Raw genomic sequence first — 20,400 nt, 5'->3', positions numbered from 1 at the left:
TGTGATATAATCTTTAATGTTCATTTTAATTTAGTTTGTGGATTAGTAATTCGTCCTCTACTTGTTTTCTCTGGGTGACCCCGGCCATTTTTCCCAACAGTTCCAATGATGCCAAATAGCTTACGAGGTTACCATTGGATGAAATAATGTTGCCGTCGGATACCACCGCATTTACACTATCATCTTGAATCAGCAGGGATGGATATTCTTTTTGAAGCGTTTCCCCGCCGCCGCAATAAGTTACCACCTGTTTCCCATCGGCTACACCGGATTCTCCCAGCAGGAAGGCTCCTGCACAATGACTTGCAGTATATTCGGTTTTTTGACTTTGTTGCCTGATAAAGTCCATGAGCGTTCGGTTTTGTGTTTGGTTGTCCGGGTTCATTGCACCCGGTACTACCAAAACATCCAAATCCGGACAATTTGCAATAGTAAGGTCTGGGACAACTTTTAAACCTTCTTCACTCACATAAGGATTGGTGGTTTCCGCAATCAGAAGCACCTTGAATAAAGGTTTTCCATTATCATTGGCCTTGGTGAATACATCCAAAGGGGCGACTATTTCGTTGGCCAAAAAGCCTTCAAACACGAGTACCCCAATCGTTGCAGGTTGTTTTATATCTTGATTTTCCATTTTACTTTGAATTTTAGACAGGAGCTTTTGACAAGCTGAACTTGCCAAACCATCCCGTTATTATTGATTTCATCTTTAAGAAATTTGATGAACCAAAGGTGGGAAATGGGGGCAAGCTAAAAAATGGAAAATCCCGTGTTTATGATGTAATATTTACTAAATTACCTCTTTTTGATACTCGGAAGGGGATAGATCGGTGTGGTTTTTAAAAAACTTCGAAAAGTAATAAGGGTCTTTAAAACCCAATTCAAATGCTATTTCTTTGATGATTTTATCCTCGTAATGCAATTTACGTTTTGCTTCGGATATCACTAATCCATAAATAATATTTTGAGCGGTTTTACCGGCGTGTTGTTTGGCAAGTTCATTTAACTTCAATTCAGTAGTTTGCAATCGAAGGGCTATTTCTTTCAGAGAAAAGTTGTTTTCAAAATTGTTGCGGACGAATTCCAAAAACTGCAAAAACAGAGCTTCCGGTTTCCAAACTTCTCCGCCATTTGTAATTTTTGAACGGTTTACCTCAAACAGCAACAGTTCAATACGTGAATGAATGGATTCCAGGTATTGAAATGGTTTTTGGTTCAGCTCCTGCTCAATCTTTTGCAGTTGTCGCTCAATTACACCGGGGTTGTTGATGGTAATGATTTCGTTGTAATCGAAATGGCAGAAAAGACTATTCTGAAAAATAAGTTCAATGTCCTTTTCTGTTTTGCATATATAGTCGAGCGTGAAATCAAGTAAGTAGCCTTTTCCCTTTTGAGTGTTTTTAAAACAATGGTATTGCCCGGAAGTAATAGTCAGAACCTGATTTTTTGCAATGACTAATGGTTTATTGTCTACTTCAATGGCAACAGAACCCTTATTACACCAAAGAAATAAGTATTTTTTTATTCGCTTTGGTTCAAAGTCCGAAATCGTTTCTATTTTTTGAATTTCTACCATAGGGTTTAGTTGCGATAAATGACGGCGGATATTGGTCTGTCCGAAACGCTATTACTGTTATTCTTAAAATACTGAAGATCCATTGAAAAAATAGGATTTACCTCATTCATTAACCCTGTTGTTGAAAAAACCGCCATCAATGTTCCCCTGAAAGAACAGGTTTTATATCGATCACAGGGGTACCGTCGAGTGCTTCCAGGGGACTTACTTTCAGACGCACCGGTTCTGCAATCTCCAGCACCTGCACGCGGTGCAAACCAATGGGATTGGGCCGGTCGGGCGCCCGGGTAGCGAAGACTCCCTTCAGGGGATTGCCGGGATTGTATCGGGGATGAACCTGTAAGGTGTTGCGGTCGCTTCGGTGAAGCCATGTAAGCAGGATGATTTCGCTGCCGGCCATGATTCCGTCAATGGCCGGTTTAAATTCTTCCCTGATCTCTATCCACGCTTCCGGGGCCCCTTCAGATCCTTGATCGGGAGCGTCCTTTCTGTCGGCCAGTTGCGAGTGAACCCTGCCGATGGGGCGTAATGAATAGGGAGTTGTGGAGTTCATTGAGTCTGTATTCTTATATAAAGCTGTAATACGGCCTTGCCTGAGAATGTATTATACCATGTCAGGAGTTCGCGGTTTTTTCGTTTGCCGGTTCATAGTAAAGTGTTACTGCACCCCCGCTAAAGGTTTTAGTCTTTATGAGTTTAAGAATTGTCCTGTCGTTTATATCTTCAAATAATGGCAAACCGCTTCCTGCAACAACAGGATGAACACAAAATTGGTATTCATCAATCAAATTAAGTTTCATCAGCTGTATAATTAAGCTCGGACTGCCGACAAAAATGTCTTTATCCCCGTCACGGCGGGATTGCTTAAGTTCTAAAACCGTTGCTTTTAATTCACGCTTTGCTATGGTTGCACTTTCCCAAGCCACATTTTTAAGCGTACGGGAGAAAACTATTTTCGGAATTTGGTCTATAGCCTTGGCAAATTCATTCATTGATTTTTCTTCGGAAGGGTTTTCCAACAGGGTTCGCCAAAATTCCATAAGTTCATATGTGGTCCTGCCATATAGGATTGCATCTCCCTGCCTTAATAATTTTGTATAATGCTGATGTATTTCTTCATCTGGAATTCCTGCGGTATGGTCGCAAATTCCGTCAAGTGTGGTATTGATTGCGGCAATTAGTTTTCCCATACTATTTCATTCAATTTAGATTATCATTGCTTCAAAGAAATTGGACGTTTTAATTATATCAGCTGGATAAACCAATCGCATGGGGGAATTACGACTTTACCACAGGGCAAATAAGACAATTTCTATTATTGAAATATTGTCAAGCTCTATATTACGGCCCGGGGATTATGATTTGGCAGAAGTAGCGAAATTAATACCATACAAACAAGTTTCATCGACCCCAACGTCTGATTTAAAGTATCTTAAGGCATAAAAGCAATGCGGATCAATTAGTTAGTTGAAAATTGGAATGACATTCCCTTAAACAAACAACCAAACACTCAACACCCCGCCGGTCGAGATAATCAAAATCATCCAGAGGAGTTCAAGGCTTCTCTTCCATCCCACCCAGAAAATAAAGAGGCCGGCTTTAACTAAGGTGTTGGATATAACAGCTATCACAATGCCAAGGGTAGCTACCGCGGCTGTTATTTCCGTCTGAGCCATCCTGGAAAGAGAAAGGGTGATAGCATCCACATCCATCAAGCCGGAAAGCAGTGAGAGCAGGTAAACGCCCTGGTCTCCAAACCATTCCTGAAGTGCAGTTGCCAGAACCAGGATTATCGCCAGCAACGCCCCGAATTTAAGAGCCGTAGGCAGTTGCAGAGGATTACCTAAATCCAGCGTGGGATTTGTTTTGGAGGACTCATCCTCAGATTTAATCCATAGCCAAAGTACACATCCAATAGTCAGAACCAGCATCACGGCCAGGGGAATCCAAAGCGGGGTCAAAAGCGCAGGATTTACCACAGAAACTTCTATAAAAACCCGAATAAGCATTATTGAAGATGCAATCAATACCCCTGCCACATAAATATGAGGCTTCCCTTTGTGATGTTGTTTGGCAAACTGCGCGAGGCTTAAAGTAACAGCTGTGGATGAAGCCAGTCCGCCAATAATCGAGGTTAATAGTGTACCCTTATCCTCGCCTGCATATTTCACCAATATAAATCCCAGAAAGGAGAGCCCGGAGATGAGTACCACCATCCACCAAATCCAATAAGGATTCAGTGAATTCCATGGGCCATAACCCTGGTTGGGCAATAACGGGAGCAGAATAACGGAAATAATCAGCAGCTTGATACCTGCATAAATTACCTCCACATCAATTTTTTGGAGCCAACTATGCAATACCGGCTTAATACTTAAAAGGGTGGTAACGACAACGGCGGTGGCCAGGGCTTCAATCTGGTATCCTAAAGCAGCCCAAGATCCAAGCGTAAAGGTGAGCAACAAACCTACTTCGGTGGTAATGCCAATATCCTGTTCCTCGGGCACTTTTTGTTCAAAGACATAGGAGGCGATAATCAAACCTGTAAAAGCGATAAAAACCAACCCTAAAATCCATTCGCCGGTGTAAGGAATCAGTATGGCCCAAATACCCCCCAACAAGCCGGAAAGGCTAAAAGTGCGAATTCCTGCAACCCGGTCTCCCTCATCTTCGGTTCGGCCATGCCAGCCCCGCTCAATCCCAATGAGTAAACCGATTGCCAGGGACGTGCCTAATTTCCATATGAGTTCTAACTGCGGATCCATGGCTTATTATAAGGAAAGCAAAAGAACTTTGAGCAAAGATTTATTCTACATATTAATCTTGTAATTTCCCTTCACATTTCGCTCGATTTGTCGCTTCACATCTTTTTCTTTGATGGAATCTCTCTTGTCGTATTGCTTTTTCCCCTTAGCCAAACCAATCAAAACTTTCGCGTTGCCTTTTTTAAAGTACAGTTTTAAAGGAACGATGGTATAGCCCTGTTGCTGAGTTGCTTTATCAAGGGCACGGATTTCTTTTTTATTAAGAAGTAATTTTCTTGGTCGGATTGGATCGTGATTATAATAGGATCCATGCTCATAAGGCTTGATATACAACTCCCTCAACCATACTTCGCCATTTTGCAAGTACGCAAAAGAATCCGTAAAACTGGCTTTCCCTTGACGCAGGGATTTTACCTCGGTTCCTTTCAGAACCAGTCCGGCTTCAAAGGTCTCCTCGATGTTAAAATCGTGGCGCGCCTTTCGATTGTTAATGGTTGGGGTATTGTTTTTGTTTTCGCTCATTTGAGCATGAATTTGTGATATTGCTGTTTTTTAAAATTTAAATTCGTAGGGGCGTATCGCGATACGCCCCTACGATAAAATTCTAAATCTCAAATCCCATTTCTTCTAATTTCTTTAACACATCTTCGGCCGGCTGGCGGTCGGGAAAGGTACGATAGATACTCAAAATCTGTTCTGTTTCAGCAATCGCTTTTTCATTATTCGGGTTGATTTCGAGTACAGCAATAAACTGGCGGAGGGCACTGTTGGCGTTTTCACGCATATCAGTAGGTTCGGCGCTGTAAATTAAATGAATGCCGTATTGCAGGTGTACATTCTCTTTAAGAGCCGTTACTTCTTCCGATTTTGCCTGGTCTTCAACTAACGCCAAAGCCTCATCAAATTTATCCTCAGCAATCAGGTTTTCCACTTGCTGATCGAGTGATTGTGTTGATTCGGAGCAGCCGGCAATCAAGCCGAATGCTAAAATACTAAAAAGTAATATTCTCATAGTGTTCATTAATTCATATAAATTGGGTTGGGACTGATACAGAGAAGAAAGATAAGCATACTCAGCCACCCTATCACGCGCCGACCGGGAGATAATTCTTCTTCAAAATCTACGGGAGGATGTTCTACTTTTACTATAAAAGCAATAAAAAAGCTCCATATCAGCCAAATAAAGGATGCTTGCCCCGGATCAACGGCTCCAAAAACAAAATTGTGGCCGGCAGTAAGAGCGAGAGAAGTAATTATCATAGCATTGATCCAAAGTTGATCTGTGCGAAAAGCCTTGGTCATAAGGAGGTATAAAATAAAGCCCCAAACAAACCATTCTGCGAAAGGAAGGGCCGTATACTCAGCAATGAAATCCCGCAAAAAAGGGATCATCTCAATTCCTGCCAGGGCTGTAATACAAGCAAAGAAAACGCGGGCTACAATTTTATGCTTCCGATAACCGATCAGGGAATAAAGAATATGTCCGCCGTCCAACTGGCCTACAGGCATCAAATTAAGGGCAGTGAAGAATAACCCAAGCCATCCGGCAAACAGAAAAGGAAAGTGATACATTTCCCACATTGGAGGGACGTTATCAAACATAGAGGCTAATACGGTATAGAGCAGTGTATTCCCTACCGTAAGCACGCCCTGTTCAGTTTCGTCGGTAATAAAATCAGGATAAGCATTGTTTTGTGTAACATACTCTTTTAATTCCTCGTGTCCTGCAAATTGGTGAACATATTCGGGTTCGGGAAGTGTGGCAAACCCAATCAAAAGGGCTGCCAGTGCAACTATAAATCCGGCAACAGGACCGGCGGCACCCACATCAAATAATTTGTGCATGCGGGTAATACGTTCTTTAATTCGGATCACGGCCCCCAATGTACCGATGCCTATCGGAATGGGGATATAGTAGGGTAAAGAAACTTTGATATTGTGATATACAGCAGCAAAGTAATGACCAAACTCATGAACGGTTAAAAAACCCAGCAATAATCCTGCAAATAGAAGTCCACGCAGCATATCCACAGTATTGGGAATGGCAAAAGGAAATAATACGGGGTCAAAACCTACAAAATTAGCACCGGTCATGGTCACAAAAAACAACGTAAGCAGAAATAAGCCCAGGTGTTTTAGAATGGTGCGGGAGCCCGGTTTGTTTTTTGGGTCTTCGTTGGATGAGAGCACCTCAAAGTCTGTTGTAACTTCCTCTTGAAATGTGTTTTGGCTCAATCGTCTCTATTTTTTGTGGTTAATGGCTTTCTTGATATTGGCATTGTCATACATCGGGCTCCACCTCGCCCTCTACACAATTCATGCCCCTGAAAACTAATGGCAATTTTTTGGCCGTCAGCGGGATTAAAATCTTTATTCTTGTATTCTTCTACAAATTCAAACTGGGTCATGAGGTTGTAACCGTGATCTACCAGTGTGTTAAAAGTGTTAGTGTTACGTTCGTAACCTATGATTATTCCCGGCGCGAGGGCAAAAACGTTGGCCCCGTCAGTCCATTGTTCACGAAATTGATTAGTGCGGTCTTCTCCTCCACATTTTATAAAGTTAAACTCCCGGCCGGTACTTTCTTCGAGTGCAGCTTTTAAAGAAACACGGGTTTCTGTTTTAATGGATTCACCATCTTTAAACAGAGCTACTACATTGTCTTGCTGCTCCAGGATAGCTGGAGGAAAAACGATGCATTCTGAATTATCAGAGAAAGTGAAAATGGTATCCAGGTGCATGGATGAACGCTGCTTGGGAATATCTACGGCCAGTACGGTTTCAACTCCCCGGTTTAATAATCCTTCGGTTCCTTTCATTAATCCGCTGAAGGAAGTGCGCTCACTCATCCCAATTAAAACCAGTTTCTCAGAAACAACCAAAACATCCCCGCCTTCTATCGATTGATGTCCGGAAATACGAATAGCATTTTCACGAACACTTTCGAACAATGGGTGGAAATGAACCAGGGTTTCCATCAGTAAAGACTCCCGAAGCCGGGCTTTCTTGGCTGCGCGGGAAACAAGAATACTGCTACCAACAACAGCAGCAAGATCGCGGGTAAATAATAAATTAGGAGAGGGGTTCAGGGTAAAACCTTTGGAGTTTTTTATGTATCCCTGGATGATAAAGGTCAGCAAGTCGTGGGTATCGAGCTTGTGTAATTCCTTTTTGATAACGTGAAGGTTCTCTTCAGGAAACTCCTTGATCAGCTGCTCTATGAAATAAGCCCGTGCATCTTCCTGCTGGAATACTTCAATAAATAAGTCAACAATCTCAATTACCTTGCCATCGGAGGGCATGGCTGCCTTAAATACATCCAGCATATCAAGATGTTCAACCCGGGCGTCCTCCTCAAAAATAATATCGTCAAACAGCAGCTCGTCTTTAAGCTCAGGGTTTACCAGGGAAACCTCATGTCCGGGAGTGTGTACAATCACCCCTTGCAGGTGTCCAATTTCAGAAGAAACATTAATGTTCATAAAACAGTCATAAAGTTGGTTTAACAAAGCTGTGAAATATACAGGATAACGGGCGGATTTATAAGCGGTAATTGGTTGACTGAATCAATATCTTAAACCGCCAAAGCAAATGAAATCAAATTATGACTTCAAAAACAGAAATTGAGTCGTTGCTTTACTTAATGGACGATCCCGATCCGTTTGTGCAACAAAGTGTAGAAAACCGCTTAGAGGAACTGGGCGAAAAAGCCGTGCCGCTGCTGGATGAGTATCGTGCCGAGGTTAACAGTGAAGAAGCCAAATGCAGGGTGAATAACGTCATCCACAAGCTTACTTTCGGTACGCTGGAAGCTGATTTCATTGAGGTGCTTGAAAGCGGGTTGAAAACGCGAAAATCGCTGGAGGAAGCCATATTTACTTTGGCCCGGTTCGACAGTCCCACCCTTCGGATTTCTGACTATCAAAAAAAATTAGATCATTTTGCAAAAATGGTTGAACCGCAAATAAAGTACAGGCTTGATGAAAAGCGAAAAATGAAGTATTTGCTTAAATTTATTTTTGAAGATCTCAATTTTCGCGGTGATTCCGAGCAATATCATGCACCTCAAAATTGCTTTTTAAACCAGGTGATAGACCGTCGAAAAGGACTTCCTATTTCTTTGAGTTTGATTGTGATGTTTATCTCACGCCGCCTCGAAATGCCTTTTTTTGGCATTAATATGCCTATTCATTTTATGTTGAATTTTGTGGGTGATAAAGAGGAATTATTAATTGACCCGTATGATAATGGGGCCATTGTAACTTATGATCAGTGCTATTTCTTTCTGAAGAAAAACAACATTGAGCCCCGCCCGGAACATTTCCAAATCGCCACGAACCTGGATATTGTACTGCGATGCATCAGGAATCTCATCCACAGCTACGAGCGGAAGGAACAGCTTGAACGTGTGACAGATTTGAAAAAATTATTGAACCTGGCGGAAATGTATGAGTAATCACTTACTCTGTTTCTGGTTTATGGGAAAAGTGAACATGAAGGTCGTACCTCTGCTATTTGTTTCGATTTCCATTTGACCATCAAGTTGTGCGGTAAACGTGTGGATAAGCATAGTTCCCAAGCTTTCATCCTTTTTTTGGTCAAATTTTTTCGGAAGACCGGGGCCGTTGTCGGAGACCGTTAACAAAATATGTTCATTTTTTGTTTTCAGAGTGAAATGAAGCGTCCCTTTTTTGCCTTTGCTAAAGGCATGTTTAAAGGCATTTACAACTAATTCATTAATGAGCAGTCCACAAGGAATAACACGGTCTATATCGAGTTCAACTTTTTCCAGATCAAATGAAAGTGTTACGTCTTTTTTGTAATCATTGAATGTTCTGTGTATTGCCTCAACAAGCTCCTTGATATAATTATCCAGCTCAATCTCAGAAAGTGATTCTGTTTGATAGAGTTTTTCATGGATCAAAGCCACAGAGTGGATACGTGCTTGACTATTTTGAAGTATGCTACGTGCGTCTTCATTGTTTGTGCTTTCCAGTTGCAGTTCAAGCAGTCCCGAAACGATCGAAAGGCTGTTTTTAACACGGTGGTGAATCTCTCGAAGAAGCACATCTTTCTCTTTCAGTGAATGCTGAATCTCGGATGTTTTGGAATCAACCCGATGCCTGAGAATAATTACCCAGCCAATGATAACAAAGCTGCCAACCACAACTCCACCAAAGAGCAGGTACAGGTAATATTGTGGAACAGAGGCATACCGCAGGTCATCGGGGGTTCGTAAGAATAACTTGTACGTTCGTTCATTTGGAAAGTCAGGATTATACTCCGTGATAATTCCTTTGACTGATATCTTGTCTCCTATGCGTAAGATATCAAAGTCAAAATCTTCATACAGGTGATGAAAGTTAGATACATAAACCATCATACTTCCCTGGCTATTTTCCTGAGAAATACGCACAAACTTTCCATTAAAGGTATTTCCTTTCTCAATTACATTTCCTTCCCCTTCTACCAACATCCCGAGATATTGAGCGGGATTAGTAATTGCAGCAGAAAGTGGTTTGGGAGTTGGACGGGAACGGGTATTTTTAAAAACCTGATAAGAATCGGCACTAACCTCTGCTAAGCCGTTATACCGCTGTATTTTCCCTCTAACTACTAAACTGTCACCAACCTGAAAAGGGGTGTCTATTTGCATAGCAAAAATAGACATCCCTGCGGAGTCATTTTGAACGAATGCCTGTAAATAATGCTCATGCAGAAGTCCGCTGTTAATGTTGGCTGTACCGGTGATAAAAACTTCATTACCGAGGTAATCCAGCGTATCGTTATCATCAACATCAGCTCTTATTTTGGAGTAAGGCCAGAGGGAGTCGGAATGAACCTGCCCGAAAGCGGAATGGCTGATGAATAAAAAAAGAAGACATAACGAAGCTATGCTTTCAAAAATTTTAAAGTAGTAAGATTCCTTCATCAAAAAGCCGGAATTTTGTGCTAAGCTCACACTTTAATAGAGAGTTTAAAAAATAATACCCTTTATCAAAGTTACTTTTATTTAATTTACTGATAATTTAAACCCGAAGTCTGTTCTATTCGGATCTCGGGTTTCTTGATTGTGCATTTAATTTTTTTGGGGCTAAATACGCCTTACCACTGCCCAGACGAGTACGAATCCGCCAAGCAGGAAGCCGACTCCCGCAGCTATATTTCCGAAGAAGATTTGCCCCAGTCCATATAGGAAAAAGAAAATAGCACCGATGGAGAAGGCAATATTGAGCAAAGAGGGACGCAATCGGTCTTCTGATTCCTTGCCATCTGAAAAGCGTGCCCAATTTCCCATTGGGGTAACTTTAGCATAGAACTTTCTTAAAGTTTGATCAGATTCAGGTTTGGTTACAAAAGTAGCAATCAGCCAGATGATGGTTGAAAAAGAAGTGGTAAAAATCATTCCCCCGGCAAAATCATAGCCCATGTATTTTGAAAAGGTGGCTCCGATAAAAGCAGCAATCATGGCGGTAATTTCACTCCAGGCATTTATACGCCACCAAAACCAGCGAAGCAGAAGTACGCCACCAATACCGGCGCTGAGAGAAAGAATAAATTCCCATCCCCCCGACACCGAATCAAAGAAATAAGAAACGCCAACACCCAATGCGGCCATTAAAAGCGTGGCAATTCTGGAGATGAGAACGTAGTGGTTTTGAGCTTTTTCTTTAGTTTCAAACTCATCCGGGACTTTAATGAAGCGCTTGTAAAAGTCATTAACCACATAGGATGCCCCCCAATTCAACTGGGTTGATATGGTAGAAACGAAAGCAGATAAAAAGGCGACCATCAGCAAGCCCATCCATCCCACGGGCAATACTTCCAGCATCATTAATGGGTATCCGGTTTCGGGGTCTTCAAGGTTGGGAAAAACAACCATGGCAACCAAGGCTACTAAAATCCAGGGCCACGGTCGAACGGCGTACATCAGAATATTAAAGAGCAGTGTTCCGCCAACGGCATTTTTCTCATCTTTGGCTGAGAACATACGCTGAGCAATATACCCTCCACCGCCCGGTTCGGCCCCCGGATACCAAGCTGCCCACCAGTTCATTCCTATCCAGATCAATGCTGTTGTTAATGCTATCTCAGGGTTGGTGAATGGATTAAAGCTTAGTACATCATAATCTACGGCATTGCTTAACTGGGTTTTTAGCTCAGCCAAGCCGCCAACATGATCAACAGCAAAATAAGCAAGGGCAATGGTTCCGGTCATTGCTAAGATAAACTGAACAAAGTCGGTGACCATCACGCCCCATAATCCCGAAATAGCAATATAGATGGCAATCAGGGCATATAAAATCAGGATCACAACCCACTGATCGGCTCCGGTTACTACAGTCAGGATTTTGGCCATTCCAACCGTAACCCAACCCATAATGATGCAATTAAAGGGAAAAGCAAAATAAAGGGCTCTAAATCCGCGGAGAAAACTAGCCGGCTTGCCGCCATAACGAAGCTCAATGAACTCTACGTCCGTTAATACTCCTGCCCGCTTCCAAAGTTTAGCGTAAATAAAAACTGTTATGATCCCCGAAATCATCCAGTTCCACCAAAACCAATTTCCGGCAATCCCCTGTCGGGCTACGATTCCGGTAATGGCAAGCGGAGTGTCAGCTGCAAAAGTGGTGGCCACCATGGAAACCCCAACCAGCCACCAAGGCAGATTTTTACCACCGGCGAAAAAATCATCCAGCGTTTCTTGACCACGGACTTTGGCTGCCCAGGCTACGCCAATCATCAATAAAACATATCCGGCAACAACGAGGTAATCGAGAAGTTCAAAGGGCATGTTAGAAATAGGAAGTAAAGAATTAAGAATTAAAATTTGGTGCCTGAGTATAATAAAAAAACTTAGTTAAATGCTTTTTCTGAAGAAGAAAATGAATTTTATTATTAAGTCTTTCTTATAAAATGGAAATAGTGGCGCAGTTCTGTTATTCTGATCTGGTTTTAAAAATAGGTTGGACTTCAGCGTTAAAAGGAATAAATGAGCGAAAAAAACAACTTCGCAAAGAATACGTTTAAGCGGCTCCATGTCGACCGTAAAATGATCAGTATTTTGATAGTTTTTACTGTACTGGGCATTTTTTTGGCGATTTCCATGGTTGTTGCTACTAATTCTTTGTCCGGCCTTAGGGGATACGCCACCTTCCAAACAAATTGGACGGAAGCGCGTAAGGAAGCAAGCTTCCAACTGGTTAATTACGTCAAAACAAACGAAGACCGTTACCTGGCACGGTTTGACAGCGCCCTTCATCTACTCAAAAGTGCCGAAGAGATCCGTCGTGAACTTTTAGGGGAAGGGGCAGATATGGATTCAGTACGACAATTGTTTCTGCAGACCCATTCCAATCCGCAGGATATTGACAACATGATTAATACCTTTGTCTGGTTCCATTCTTTCCCCGACTTTGAGAATGCTATTGAGGAATGGGTAAAGTCTGATGAGATAATTGCTGAAATGGAAGCTCTTGCTGCAGAAGTTCGGGAGTATATCCGCAATAATTCTCTTTCTGAATCCCAACAAGAACAATATGTTGCGAGCATACTGAGGCTAGACAGGGAACTAACCAGTACCAAACATGGACTGGCCTCAGCCCTGGCATCAGGAACTCATTTTTTAAGTTCTATTATGCTTTGGGTTGCCATCTCACTTGGCTTTATTTTGCTGGCAACGGGGGGTATGCTCTCTTTTCGGTTTTTGAAAAGTATAAAAAATTGGAGAAAAGAGATTGAAGTCAGTGAACAAAGGTATCGATCTTTATATGAGCAAAACCCCAACGCCGTTTTTTCTGTGTCTTGCAATGGCCATTTTACGGATGTTAATAGCGTGTTTGAAGAAATGATTGGTTATTCGTTAGAAGAACTCAGAGGCGTTACTTTCGATAAATTTGTTAAACCCTCGGAGCTCGAAACAGTTCGGGAATATTTCCAAAATGCCCTGGAAGGAAACCCGCAAACTTACGAGACAATCGGGATTTTGGAGCATGGTGAATTGTTTTATGTTGAGGTTACGAACCTTCCTATTTTTGTGGATGGGGAAATTATTGGTGTTTATGGAATAGCTCATGATATAACGTACAGAAAGAACGCGGAACAAAAGATAAAAGAGCAATTGGAAGAGAAAACTCACCTTTTGTCTGAGATTCATGACCGGGTAAAGAACAATATGGCCCTGATATCGAGTTTAATTCAGTTGCAACAGGAGATGTCTGATTCAAATGATATGGACAATTATTTTGAGAGTACGGTCTCTCGTATTCATTCTATGGCATTGGTGCATGAGAGACTCTATCATACTGAAACATTTTCCAGTATCCGGATGGACGAGTATGTGAATGAGCTTATAGAGTCGGCACGAAAGAAATATTGTTCCAATTCTGAAGAGCTAAGGGTAATGGTAGATAGTCGGCCGGTGACGTTGAGTATCAAGCAGTCCATTCCCGCCGGATTACTTTTAAATGAATTATTGATAAATGCCTTTAAATATGGTTCCAAGGATGGTAAAGGAAAGGTTAAGGTTTCGTTGTACCAAAATAAGAATGAAGTATTCATAAAAGTATCTGATAATGGCCCGGGTTTTCCGGATGGTGTTAAGTTTGAAAATCCAAAAACACTTGGAATGACGCTGATTTCATCCCTGATAAAACAACTGAATGCCACCTACGAATTAACAGTTGAGGACGGAATTTCATTTAGCATACGTTTTAAATCTTGTGCAAAAATGTCTAAAACGGCCTGAACGTTAGTTTTTTTAGTTCGGAGATTAAAAAACGAAATAAAAAAGTCCGCCTCAGTAATCTGAAGCGGACTTAAAAGTAAAAGTACAGTGGAGGTTACTTTTTTTCTTTCTCCTGAATTTCAGGACGTTTCAGATAGGGTAACCCACTTTTGATCCATTCTGGTGCTTCTGCATCTTTCAGGAAGTGTTCGTGCCACTCAAAGGCGCGGTTGGCATAATCAATTTGATTTTCCTTGCGCCGAAGACCGTGATTTTCCCCCTCGTATACGAGCATCACATATGGTTTTTCCATTCTGCGCATGGTATTGTATAGCTCAACACCTTGATTAAAATCTACGGCTCCATCATCTGTGCCGAACTCAACAAGAAGCGGAGTGGTATTATTTTCCATATTAAAGATGGGGGAGTTTTCAATAAATTTATCCCAGTCGTTCCAATATGGTTCAGGGAAACGCCCTTGGCTAACTTCAAAAATTTGAGCATCCGGAGTTCCGGAATTCCAGTATACGGAATTATACATGCTTACCATATTTGTCAGTGGGGCTCCGGCAACAGCAGAGTTAAAAATGTCAGTTTGGGTGATGATGAACGCTGTTTGATAAGCTCCCCAAGAGTGCCCTGTTAACCCGATTTTGTCCTCGGCAATCATTCCGGTTTCCAATACTTTTTTGACGGCAGGAACCACACTTTCAACAGCGGATATGCCCGGATCTCTGAGTTCATAATTGATGTCAGGCTCAAAAACAAAGTATCCTTCCGAAGAATACCGCCTCATGTTGTATGGGCTGGTTCGGGAGGGGATGGTATAATTATGCATGCTTTGCGAGCGCATCTCATAGATATAGGTAATCATCGGGTACTTTTTGCCTTCTTCATAGTTAGCCGGGTATAAAAGACGTCCTTGTAATTTATCGCCGCGCGCATTGGTGAAAGTTATGAGCTCGTCATCAGCCCAATAAAATTCTTCTTGTTGCGGATTGGTATTTGTAATCTGATCCGGATTCCTGAAATTAGCGTTTACATGGTAGAAATTTGGAGATTCCGTTGCGCTTTCTCTCAGGAACACAAATTTATTTGCTGAATCTGCTTTGTTAAGCCGACCAAACATTTTAGAATCGTAAACGAGCTCTTGCAGACGGTTTCTATTATCAAGCCGGGCATATCCGCGATCCTTGGTATAATATCCATACTTGGAAAAATAGATAGGATCGCCTTTGGAGATAAAGTTATTTTCGTAATCCAGTCTTGTTTGCCGGTATTGGATTTCGTCTTCTGTTCCGTTTGTCAGGTTTTCGTATTTACTGCCGTCAGCCCAAACTCGGTACGCATCGTATTCATCATAAATAAGCAACCATTCATCCCCTTCAACCCATTGTCCGGTTCCGAAAGGAGGGAAATTTTCCCGACCGCTGATTCTTTTAAAGTTTTCGAATCGCGTATCAATAGCTCCGGTTATGTTGTTGTGTTTGTTGTTTTTAATGCTGTAGGTCCACCAATCAGTATCTTTAAAATAAAGAATGTATTTACCTCCGGGACTGCCGCTTGCATTTTCGTGCCGTTCAAGAATTCTTGTGCGTTTGCCTGAATTTGCATCAATCACGTAGATATCGTTCCAACTTTCCCTAAAGGCAGGCTCGTAGGGATGGGGATCATAACCAATAGCATATTCTTCTTTTCCGGTTAGATTTACGTTTTCAATCTGATCATCTTCCAGTTGTACAAAGGAATTATTATTAAGATGCCAGGCCGACAGGAAATTAGCTTCTTTTTTTTGGTTCAGTCGAACTTGCTGTTGAGGTTGAATTTCAGCATCTCTCCAGTGCCATACTTCAACATTAGTTGGGTCAAGATCTTTGTTGAGCTTAGCAATGGCAGAAGTATCTTTGGGTTCGTCCTTTTCTTTGAGTTCCCATTCTTTGATTCCGAAAAAGACCGTTTCTACATCTTCTGCCCATCTTAAACCAACAAAATCAACTACACGATAATTCTCTGGTAAAGAGTTGTTTTCCGATTGGTCAAATACTTTTAGGCCGGATGGATTAGTAACATCGGGATAAGCATAGACTAAATGAGTTTCGTCTTTATGAACGGTATCACTTTGGGTTTTCATGAAGGCCAAGGCATTTTTTTCATTATGCCAGGTTAATCCTTTATAAGTTTCCGTATCGCTGTCCAAAACAGAAATGCTGTTATTGGCCAAGTTAATAAGCTGTACTCCGTTCCCCAATTTTTCGGAAGCATCTATGGTGAACGCAAGGTGAGTTCCGGCATCGTTAAAGGCGTAATCGGAGACATTCCCTATTACCTGGTTTGTCTCGGAATCCAGATTTCTGAGAATTATATCAGTCCCCGCTGTTTTTACTTCATCGGCCTTGTATTTTTTCATTAACAGGTGACTTCCGGATTCAGAGAATTCAAATCCTTCAATAGTTTTAAAAGTATCTGTTTCAGCCGTAGCCAGGTTCATTAGCCCGAGATCAAAGCGCACTTTTTTATCTTGTTCTTCCAGTTTGTTTGCTTCATCTTCAGAAACACCAATTCTGAAAGCGAACCATTTATTGTCTTTAGAAAAGAAAGGCTCCACCCCGTGCATAAATTTGTATTCATTGTTGTTTTCCACGTTGGTGAGCATAAGCCATCCGTCACCTTCGACTAAAGAAATTTGATAAGAAAACCAGTTGCCATCATCTGAGAAAGTAGTGGAATAAATGCTTTGCCACTGAGCGTAGTCAGCAGGTTTTAAATCCTTTTTTTGTGCCTTCAATGGACTTGAGAGTAATAAAATTAGTGTAAAGACCCCAAGAACAGTTAGTTGTTTTTTCATTTATACGTCCCGTTTATTCAAGATTGTGTGCAATACAGTAACATTTTTAATACAAAATTGCATAATTAGGTGATTATACTTTTAAAACCGAGAGTTAAGCCTCATGTATATATAATATTTGAACGGTAATTTTAAATTCAACTTAAAAGCTTAAATTCCCCCATGCTTTAATATTCTTAATGAATGTGTTCGTGAGCAAAACTGCGATGCCATATCATCTTGGTTGTACAGTCTGGAGTCTTCCGGAATGGAAGGGTACGTTTTTTACCGATGATGCCAAGCAGGAAAACTTTTTATCGCAATATGCTTCTGTCTTTAATTCAGTAGAGGGTAATACCACATTTTACAGTACCCCCACTCCTGATGTGATTAAACAATGGGGCGACAAAACCCCAAAAGGATTTAAATTTTGTTTTAAGTTTCCGCGCTATATCACTCATGAAAAGCGAATGTATAATGTGAAGGGGGAGGTGCTTGATTTTGTTAAACTATTCGAACCTATTCGGGAAAAAATTGGGCCTTTTATGATTCAGTTTCCAGAGTCATTTTCACCCTCAGAGCTTTATCGGTTAGAGGAGGTTTTTTCCATTCTCCCCAAAATATTTAGCTACTCTGTAGAAATGCGGCATAAGGATTTTTTTGATCATGGGAAACACGAACGGAATCTCATCTCTTTGCTGAAAAGCTATGATGTGGACCGTGTTATCTTTGATACCCGGAAGCTGTACTCTGTAAAATCTCAGGACCCGACTATTTTGGAGGCACAAAAGAAGAAACCAAAAGTGCCTGTTCGTTTTGATACCACTTCATCACGGCCGGTGCTCCGCTTTGTAGGAACTAATGATATCATAAATAATGAGCCGTATTTAAAAGAGTGGGCAATTATTGTAGCAGAATGGATTGGAGAAGGCTTACACCCGTATGTTTTTATACATGCACCAGATAAGATAGAGCAGCCCAAGCTTTGCCGGCATTTTCATCGGTCCCTTTCTGAATTAATGGAGTTACCGGAACTTCCGGAATGGCCGGTGAATAAGGAAGACACTCAATTAGGGTTGTTTTAAGTAAGAGTTCATTCATTTCGTATTTTTACACTTTAACAGGAAAAATCGCCTTTGGTATTGGTTTTTCAGGGATATTTGTCGTCCTTGTCTGCTATAATTTTTTGACACTTCAATAAGGATATGTAATATGGCTCACTTTGATGTTGTTTTGCTGACAGATTCCAGATACGTTAATCCGGTTTCACCGGGTGAGTACGTACAGAATATTTTGACTGAGGACCAAATAGTAAAGGATGCATTAGAGGGTGAAGGGTTGCGTGTGGAACGCAAAGATTGGGCCGACCCGGATTTTGACTGGGGGAGTACTAAAGCGGTTCTATTCAGAACCAACTGGGATTATTTTGATCGTTTTTCAGAGTTTAAAAGATGGGTGAATAGTACTTCGTTAAAAACTAAATTCATTAATACCATAGATTTAATAACCTGGAATGTTGATAAACATTATTTAGCTAATCTCAGCAGTGAAAATATTCGAATTGTACCAACTCGATATATTCCGCGCGGCTCACTTTTAACGTTGGAAGAGTTGCATGATTTGACGGGATGGGAGGCTACGGTAATTAAGCCTACTATTGGCGGAGCAGCACGCCATACCTATAGCATCACTCCGGAAAACCTTCACACCATTTCAAACAAGCTCTCAGGGGTGATGCAGAAAGAAGATTTTATGCTTCAACCTTTTCAATATTCAATTCCGGAAAGAGGCGAGCTGTCTCTGATGGTTTTTGGTAATCAGTTTAGTCATGCTGTTTTGAAAAAAGCAAAGGAAGGAGATTTCAGGGTTCAGGATGATTATGGAGGAACGGTCCATGAACACCATGCTTCTGATGAAGAGATAGCTTTTGCATTAAAAGTAGTTGGGGCATGTCCGGAAGAACCTGCCTATGCCAGGATCGATCTCTTGCTGGATAATGACGGAGAGCTGGCTGTTTCTGAACTTGAGCTTATTGAACCCGAACTTTGGTTTCGTCATAACCCGAAAGCAGCATCGCTTCTGGCAAAAGAAGTGATAAAAAGATTAGACTAAGCCGGGATTAGTTTTCCAGTTCTTTAAGATAAGCTCGAATTCTTTTAGCGTTTACGCCCAAGTCTCCACGGCCAATTCGGGATTTTGAGCGTATATCTATTTTGGTACCTGCACCATCGCTTGTGGTATCAACCCGAATTACAACATCATCGATGAAGCCAAACCAGGCTAATTTTTCAAAAGCTTCAATACGCCCTTGTTCCCTGTTTTCATCTACAATTTCCCATGGCATATCCCGGGCCGCTTCCAAAGCCCGGTTATAAGCTTCATCGTATTCAAAGCCAACAGTTACAGACTCTAAATCGGGATAGAAGCTACGCTGGATTTCTGCTGTTTCTTCCCCGGCATATTCTACAGGGTTGGGTGCGTCTGCACGGAGAGGAGCGATAGCATTAAACTCCGGCGGGTCCTCCAAGTCAGTCGAAATGTCATGAATAGGAGGATACCCCTGTTGAACCTCATTGTACCAATAGGCGATATTTCCCAATGCGGCTAAGGCTAATACGATTCCTAAAGTGCCGGCGATAACATAATTCTTGGTTTTCTCTGACATTCGGAATAATCCAATGGCCGCTATGAGCCCCCCGACAATTGCTCCGCCAGTTCCCCATGGTATCAGGCTAAACCCAAAACTGAAATGCCACCAACCCCATTGATATGCGTAACCGGATAAAATCACCATTAAAGCGCCAATTACGGAGAGAACGGTTCCCCATTTAACTAAAGCAAAATTCAATTTTCCCGATGATGACATATACGCCCTGTTTAATTAAAGGTTCGTTTAAATATACATCAGAAATTGACATTATCGTTCCGTGGAAATTGAGACGGTTAGGATAATGCAGCTTTAATGCGTTCGAATATCTCATCAATGGTGCCAGAACCATCAATTTCCTGCACCTTGTCCTGTTTCTTGTAATGCTTTATTACCGGTTCGGTTTCCTTGCGATATACATTGAGTCGTGTTCTTATTTTTTCCTCAGTATCGTCAGTACGTCCTTCTCCGCGAGATAAAATTCGTTTTATAAGCTCATTTTCAGGAACGGAAAGCGAGATAAAGGCATCCAGGTTGTCATCATTTTTATCAAGAAAAGCATCAAATGCCTTTGCCTGTACTACCGTACGCGGGAATCCATCCAGGATATATCCATATTGATATTTTTCTTTATGAAGTTCATCAGCTACTAAATCTACTACGGTTTGATCAGGCACCAATTCGCCCGAATCCAAAATGGATTTAACTTTTACACCAAGCGGTGTTTCATTTTTTATAGCTGCCCGAAAAATATCTCCGGTAGAAAGGTGAGGTATGTTGTATTCGTTTTGTAATTTTTTTGCTTGAGTTCCTTTGCCTGCACCCGGAGGCCCGAACAGAATAATATTCATTACGAAATAG

The 20,400-nt window shown here is 41.5% G+C and carries 18 protein-coding genes; 4 read left to right on the top strand and 14 right to left on the bottom strand.

The window, feature by feature from the left end; translation table 11 throughout:
- Nucleotides 1–25 precede the first annotated feature (25 nt).
- The 9 genes from HUJ22_RS10975 to HUJ22_RS10935 form a co-directional block, all read right to left on the bottom strand.
- Nucleotides 26–634, bottom strand: coding sequence for a DJ-1/PfpI family protein (locus tag HUJ22_RS10975; RefSeq protein ID WP_290877326.1), 609 nt, complete (start codon nucleotides 632–634; stop codon nucleotides 26–28).
- 156 nt (nucleotides 635–790) lie between these two features.
- Complete coding sequence (locus tag HUJ22_RS10970; RefSeq protein WP_290877323.1) at nucleotides 791–1,576, bottom strand: helix-turn-helix domain-containing protein; 786 nt, start codon at nucleotides 1,574–1,576, stop codon at nucleotides 791–793.
- 136 nt (nucleotides 1,577–1,712) lie between these two features.
- Nucleotides 1,713–2,129 carry a tRNA (N6-threonylcarbamoyladenosine(37)-N6)-methyltransferase TrmO gene (gene tsaA, locus HUJ22_RS10965; RefSeq protein WP_290877320.1) on the bottom strand — a complete coding sequence of 139 codons (417 nt, stop codon included), beginning with the start codon at nucleotides 2,127–2,129 and terminating at the stop codon, nucleotides 1,713–1,715.
- 61 nt (nucleotides 2,130–2,190) lie between these two features.
- On the bottom strand, nucleotides 2,191–2,766 hold the full coding sequence (locus tag HUJ22_RS10960) for a dihydrofolate reductase family protein (protein WP_290877317.1): 576 nt from the start codon (nucleotides 2,764–2,766) through the stop codon (nucleotides 2,191–2,193).
- Between the two features lie 300 nt (nucleotides 2,767–3,066).
- The gene (locus HUJ22_RS10955) at nucleotides 3,067–4,341 is read right to left on the bottom strand and encodes an MgtC/SapB family protein (protein ID WP_290877314.1); all 1,275 of its coding nucleotides are present in this window, start codon (nucleotides 4,339–4,341) and stop codon (nucleotides 3,067–3,069) included.
- A 45-nt stretch (nucleotides 4,342–4,386) separates the two neighbouring features.
- On the bottom strand, nucleotides 4,387–4,863 hold the full coding sequence (gene smpB / locus HUJ22_RS10950) for an SsrA-binding protein SmpB (RefSeq protein ID WP_290877310.1): 477 nt from the start codon (nucleotides 4,861–4,863) through the stop codon (nucleotides 4,387–4,389).
- Nucleotides 4,864–4,945: 82 nt separating this feature from the next.
- Nucleotides 4,946–5,353 (bottom strand): hypothetical protein, encoded by a 408-nt coding sequence (locus HUJ22_RS10945; RefSeq protein WP_290877307.1) that lies wholly within the window; start codon nucleotides 5,351–5,353, stop codon nucleotides 4,946–4,948.
- 8 nt (nucleotides 5,354–5,361) lie between these two features.
- Complete coding sequence (locus tag HUJ22_RS10940; protein WP_290877304.1) at nucleotides 5,362–6,576, bottom strand: site-2 protease family protein; 1,215 nt, start codon at nucleotides 6,574–6,576, stop codon at nucleotides 5,362–5,364.
- Complete coding sequence (locus HUJ22_RS10935) at nucleotides 6,573–7,823, bottom strand: arginine deiminase family protein (protein ID WP_290877301.1); 1,251 nt, start codon at nucleotides 7,821–7,823, stop codon at nucleotides 6,573–6,575. Before HUJ22_RS10935 ends, HUJ22_RS10940 begins: the two co-directional genes overlap by 4 nt.
- 122 nt (nucleotides 7,824–7,945) lie before the next feature.
- Between HUJ22_RS10935 and HUJ22_RS10930 the strand changes: the two genes are divergently transcribed.
- On the top strand, nucleotides 7,946–8,797 hold the full coding sequence (locus HUJ22_RS10930) for a transglutaminase-like domain-containing protein (RefSeq protein WP_290877298.1): 852 nt from the start codon (nucleotides 7,946–7,948) through the stop codon (nucleotides 8,795–8,797).
- Here the strand turns inward: HUJ22_RS10930 and HUJ22_RS10925 are convergent, their stop codons facing one another.
- Complete coding sequence (locus HUJ22_RS10925; protein WP_290877294.1) at nucleotides 8,798–10,273, bottom strand: histidine kinase dimerization/phosphoacceptor domain -containing protein; 1,476 nt, start codon at nucleotides 10,271–10,273, stop codon at nucleotides 8,798–8,800. It abuts the gene before it with no gap.
- A gap of 162 nt (nucleotides 10,274–10,435) precedes the next feature.
- Complete coding sequence (locus tag HUJ22_RS10920; RefSeq protein ID WP_290877291.1) at nucleotides 10,436–12,136, bottom strand: sodium:solute symporter family protein; 1,701 nt, start codon at nucleotides 12,134–12,136, stop codon at nucleotides 10,436–10,438.
- A 198-nt stretch (nucleotides 12,137–12,334) separates the two neighbouring features.
- On the opposite strand from HUJ22_RS10920, the gene HUJ22_RS10915 reads away from it, so the two are divergent.
- On the top strand, nucleotides 12,335–14,089 hold the full coding sequence (locus tag HUJ22_RS10915; RefSeq protein ID WP_290877288.1) for a sensor histidine kinase: 1,755 nt from the start codon (nucleotides 12,335–12,337) through the stop codon (nucleotides 14,087–14,089).
- Between the two features lie 94 nt (nucleotides 14,090–14,183).
- On the opposite strand, the gene HUJ22_RS10910 is transcribed toward HUJ22_RS10915, so the two are convergent.
- Entirely contained in the window at nucleotides 14,184–16,913 is a 2,730-nt protein-coding gene (locus HUJ22_RS10910; protein ID WP_290877285.1) for a prolyl oligopeptidase family serine peptidase, read from the bottom strand.
- 191 nt (nucleotides 16,914–17,104) lie between these two features.
- Between HUJ22_RS10910 and HUJ22_RS10905 the strand changes: the two genes are divergently transcribed.
- Complete coding sequence (locus tag HUJ22_RS10905) at nucleotides 17,105–17,977, top strand: DUF72 domain-containing protein (RefSeq protein ID WP_290877282.1); 873 nt, start codon at nucleotides 17,105–17,107, stop codon at nucleotides 17,975–17,977.
- A gap of 127 nt (nucleotides 17,978–18,104) precedes the next feature.
- Nucleotides 18,105–19,004, top strand: a complete 900-nt coding sequence (locus tag HUJ22_RS10900; RefSeq protein WP_290877279.1) for a hypothetical protein — start codon at nucleotides 18,105–18,107, stop codon at nucleotides 19,002–19,004.
- Between the two features lie 7 nt (nucleotides 19,005–19,011).
- Here HUJ22_RS10900 and HUJ22_RS10895 read toward each other — a convergent pair whose 3' ends face one another.
- Together HUJ22_RS10895 and HUJ22_RS10890 are read right to left on the bottom strand one after the other, a co-directional pair.
- Complete coding sequence (locus HUJ22_RS10895) at nucleotides 19,012–19,758, bottom strand: DUF1499 domain-containing protein (RefSeq protein WP_290877276.1); 747 nt, start codon at nucleotides 19,756–19,758, stop codon at nucleotides 19,012–19,014.
- Between the two features lie 77 nt (nucleotides 19,759–19,835).
- The gene (locus HUJ22_RS10890; RefSeq protein WP_290877273.1) at nucleotides 19,836–20,390 is read right to left on the bottom strand and encodes an adenylate kinase; all 555 of its coding nucleotides are present in this window, start codon (nucleotides 20,388–20,390) and stop codon (nucleotides 19,836–19,838) included.
- Nucleotides 20,391–20,400 lie beyond the last annotated feature (10 nt).

It is taken from the genome of Gracilimonas sp., from assembly GCF_014762685.1.
GTDB lineage: Bacteria > Bacteroidota > Rhodothermia > Balneolales > Balneolaceae > Gracilimonas.
The sequence above is the reverse complement of the archived record's forward strand: the minus strand, read 5'-3'. Positions and strand labels throughout refer to the sequence as shown.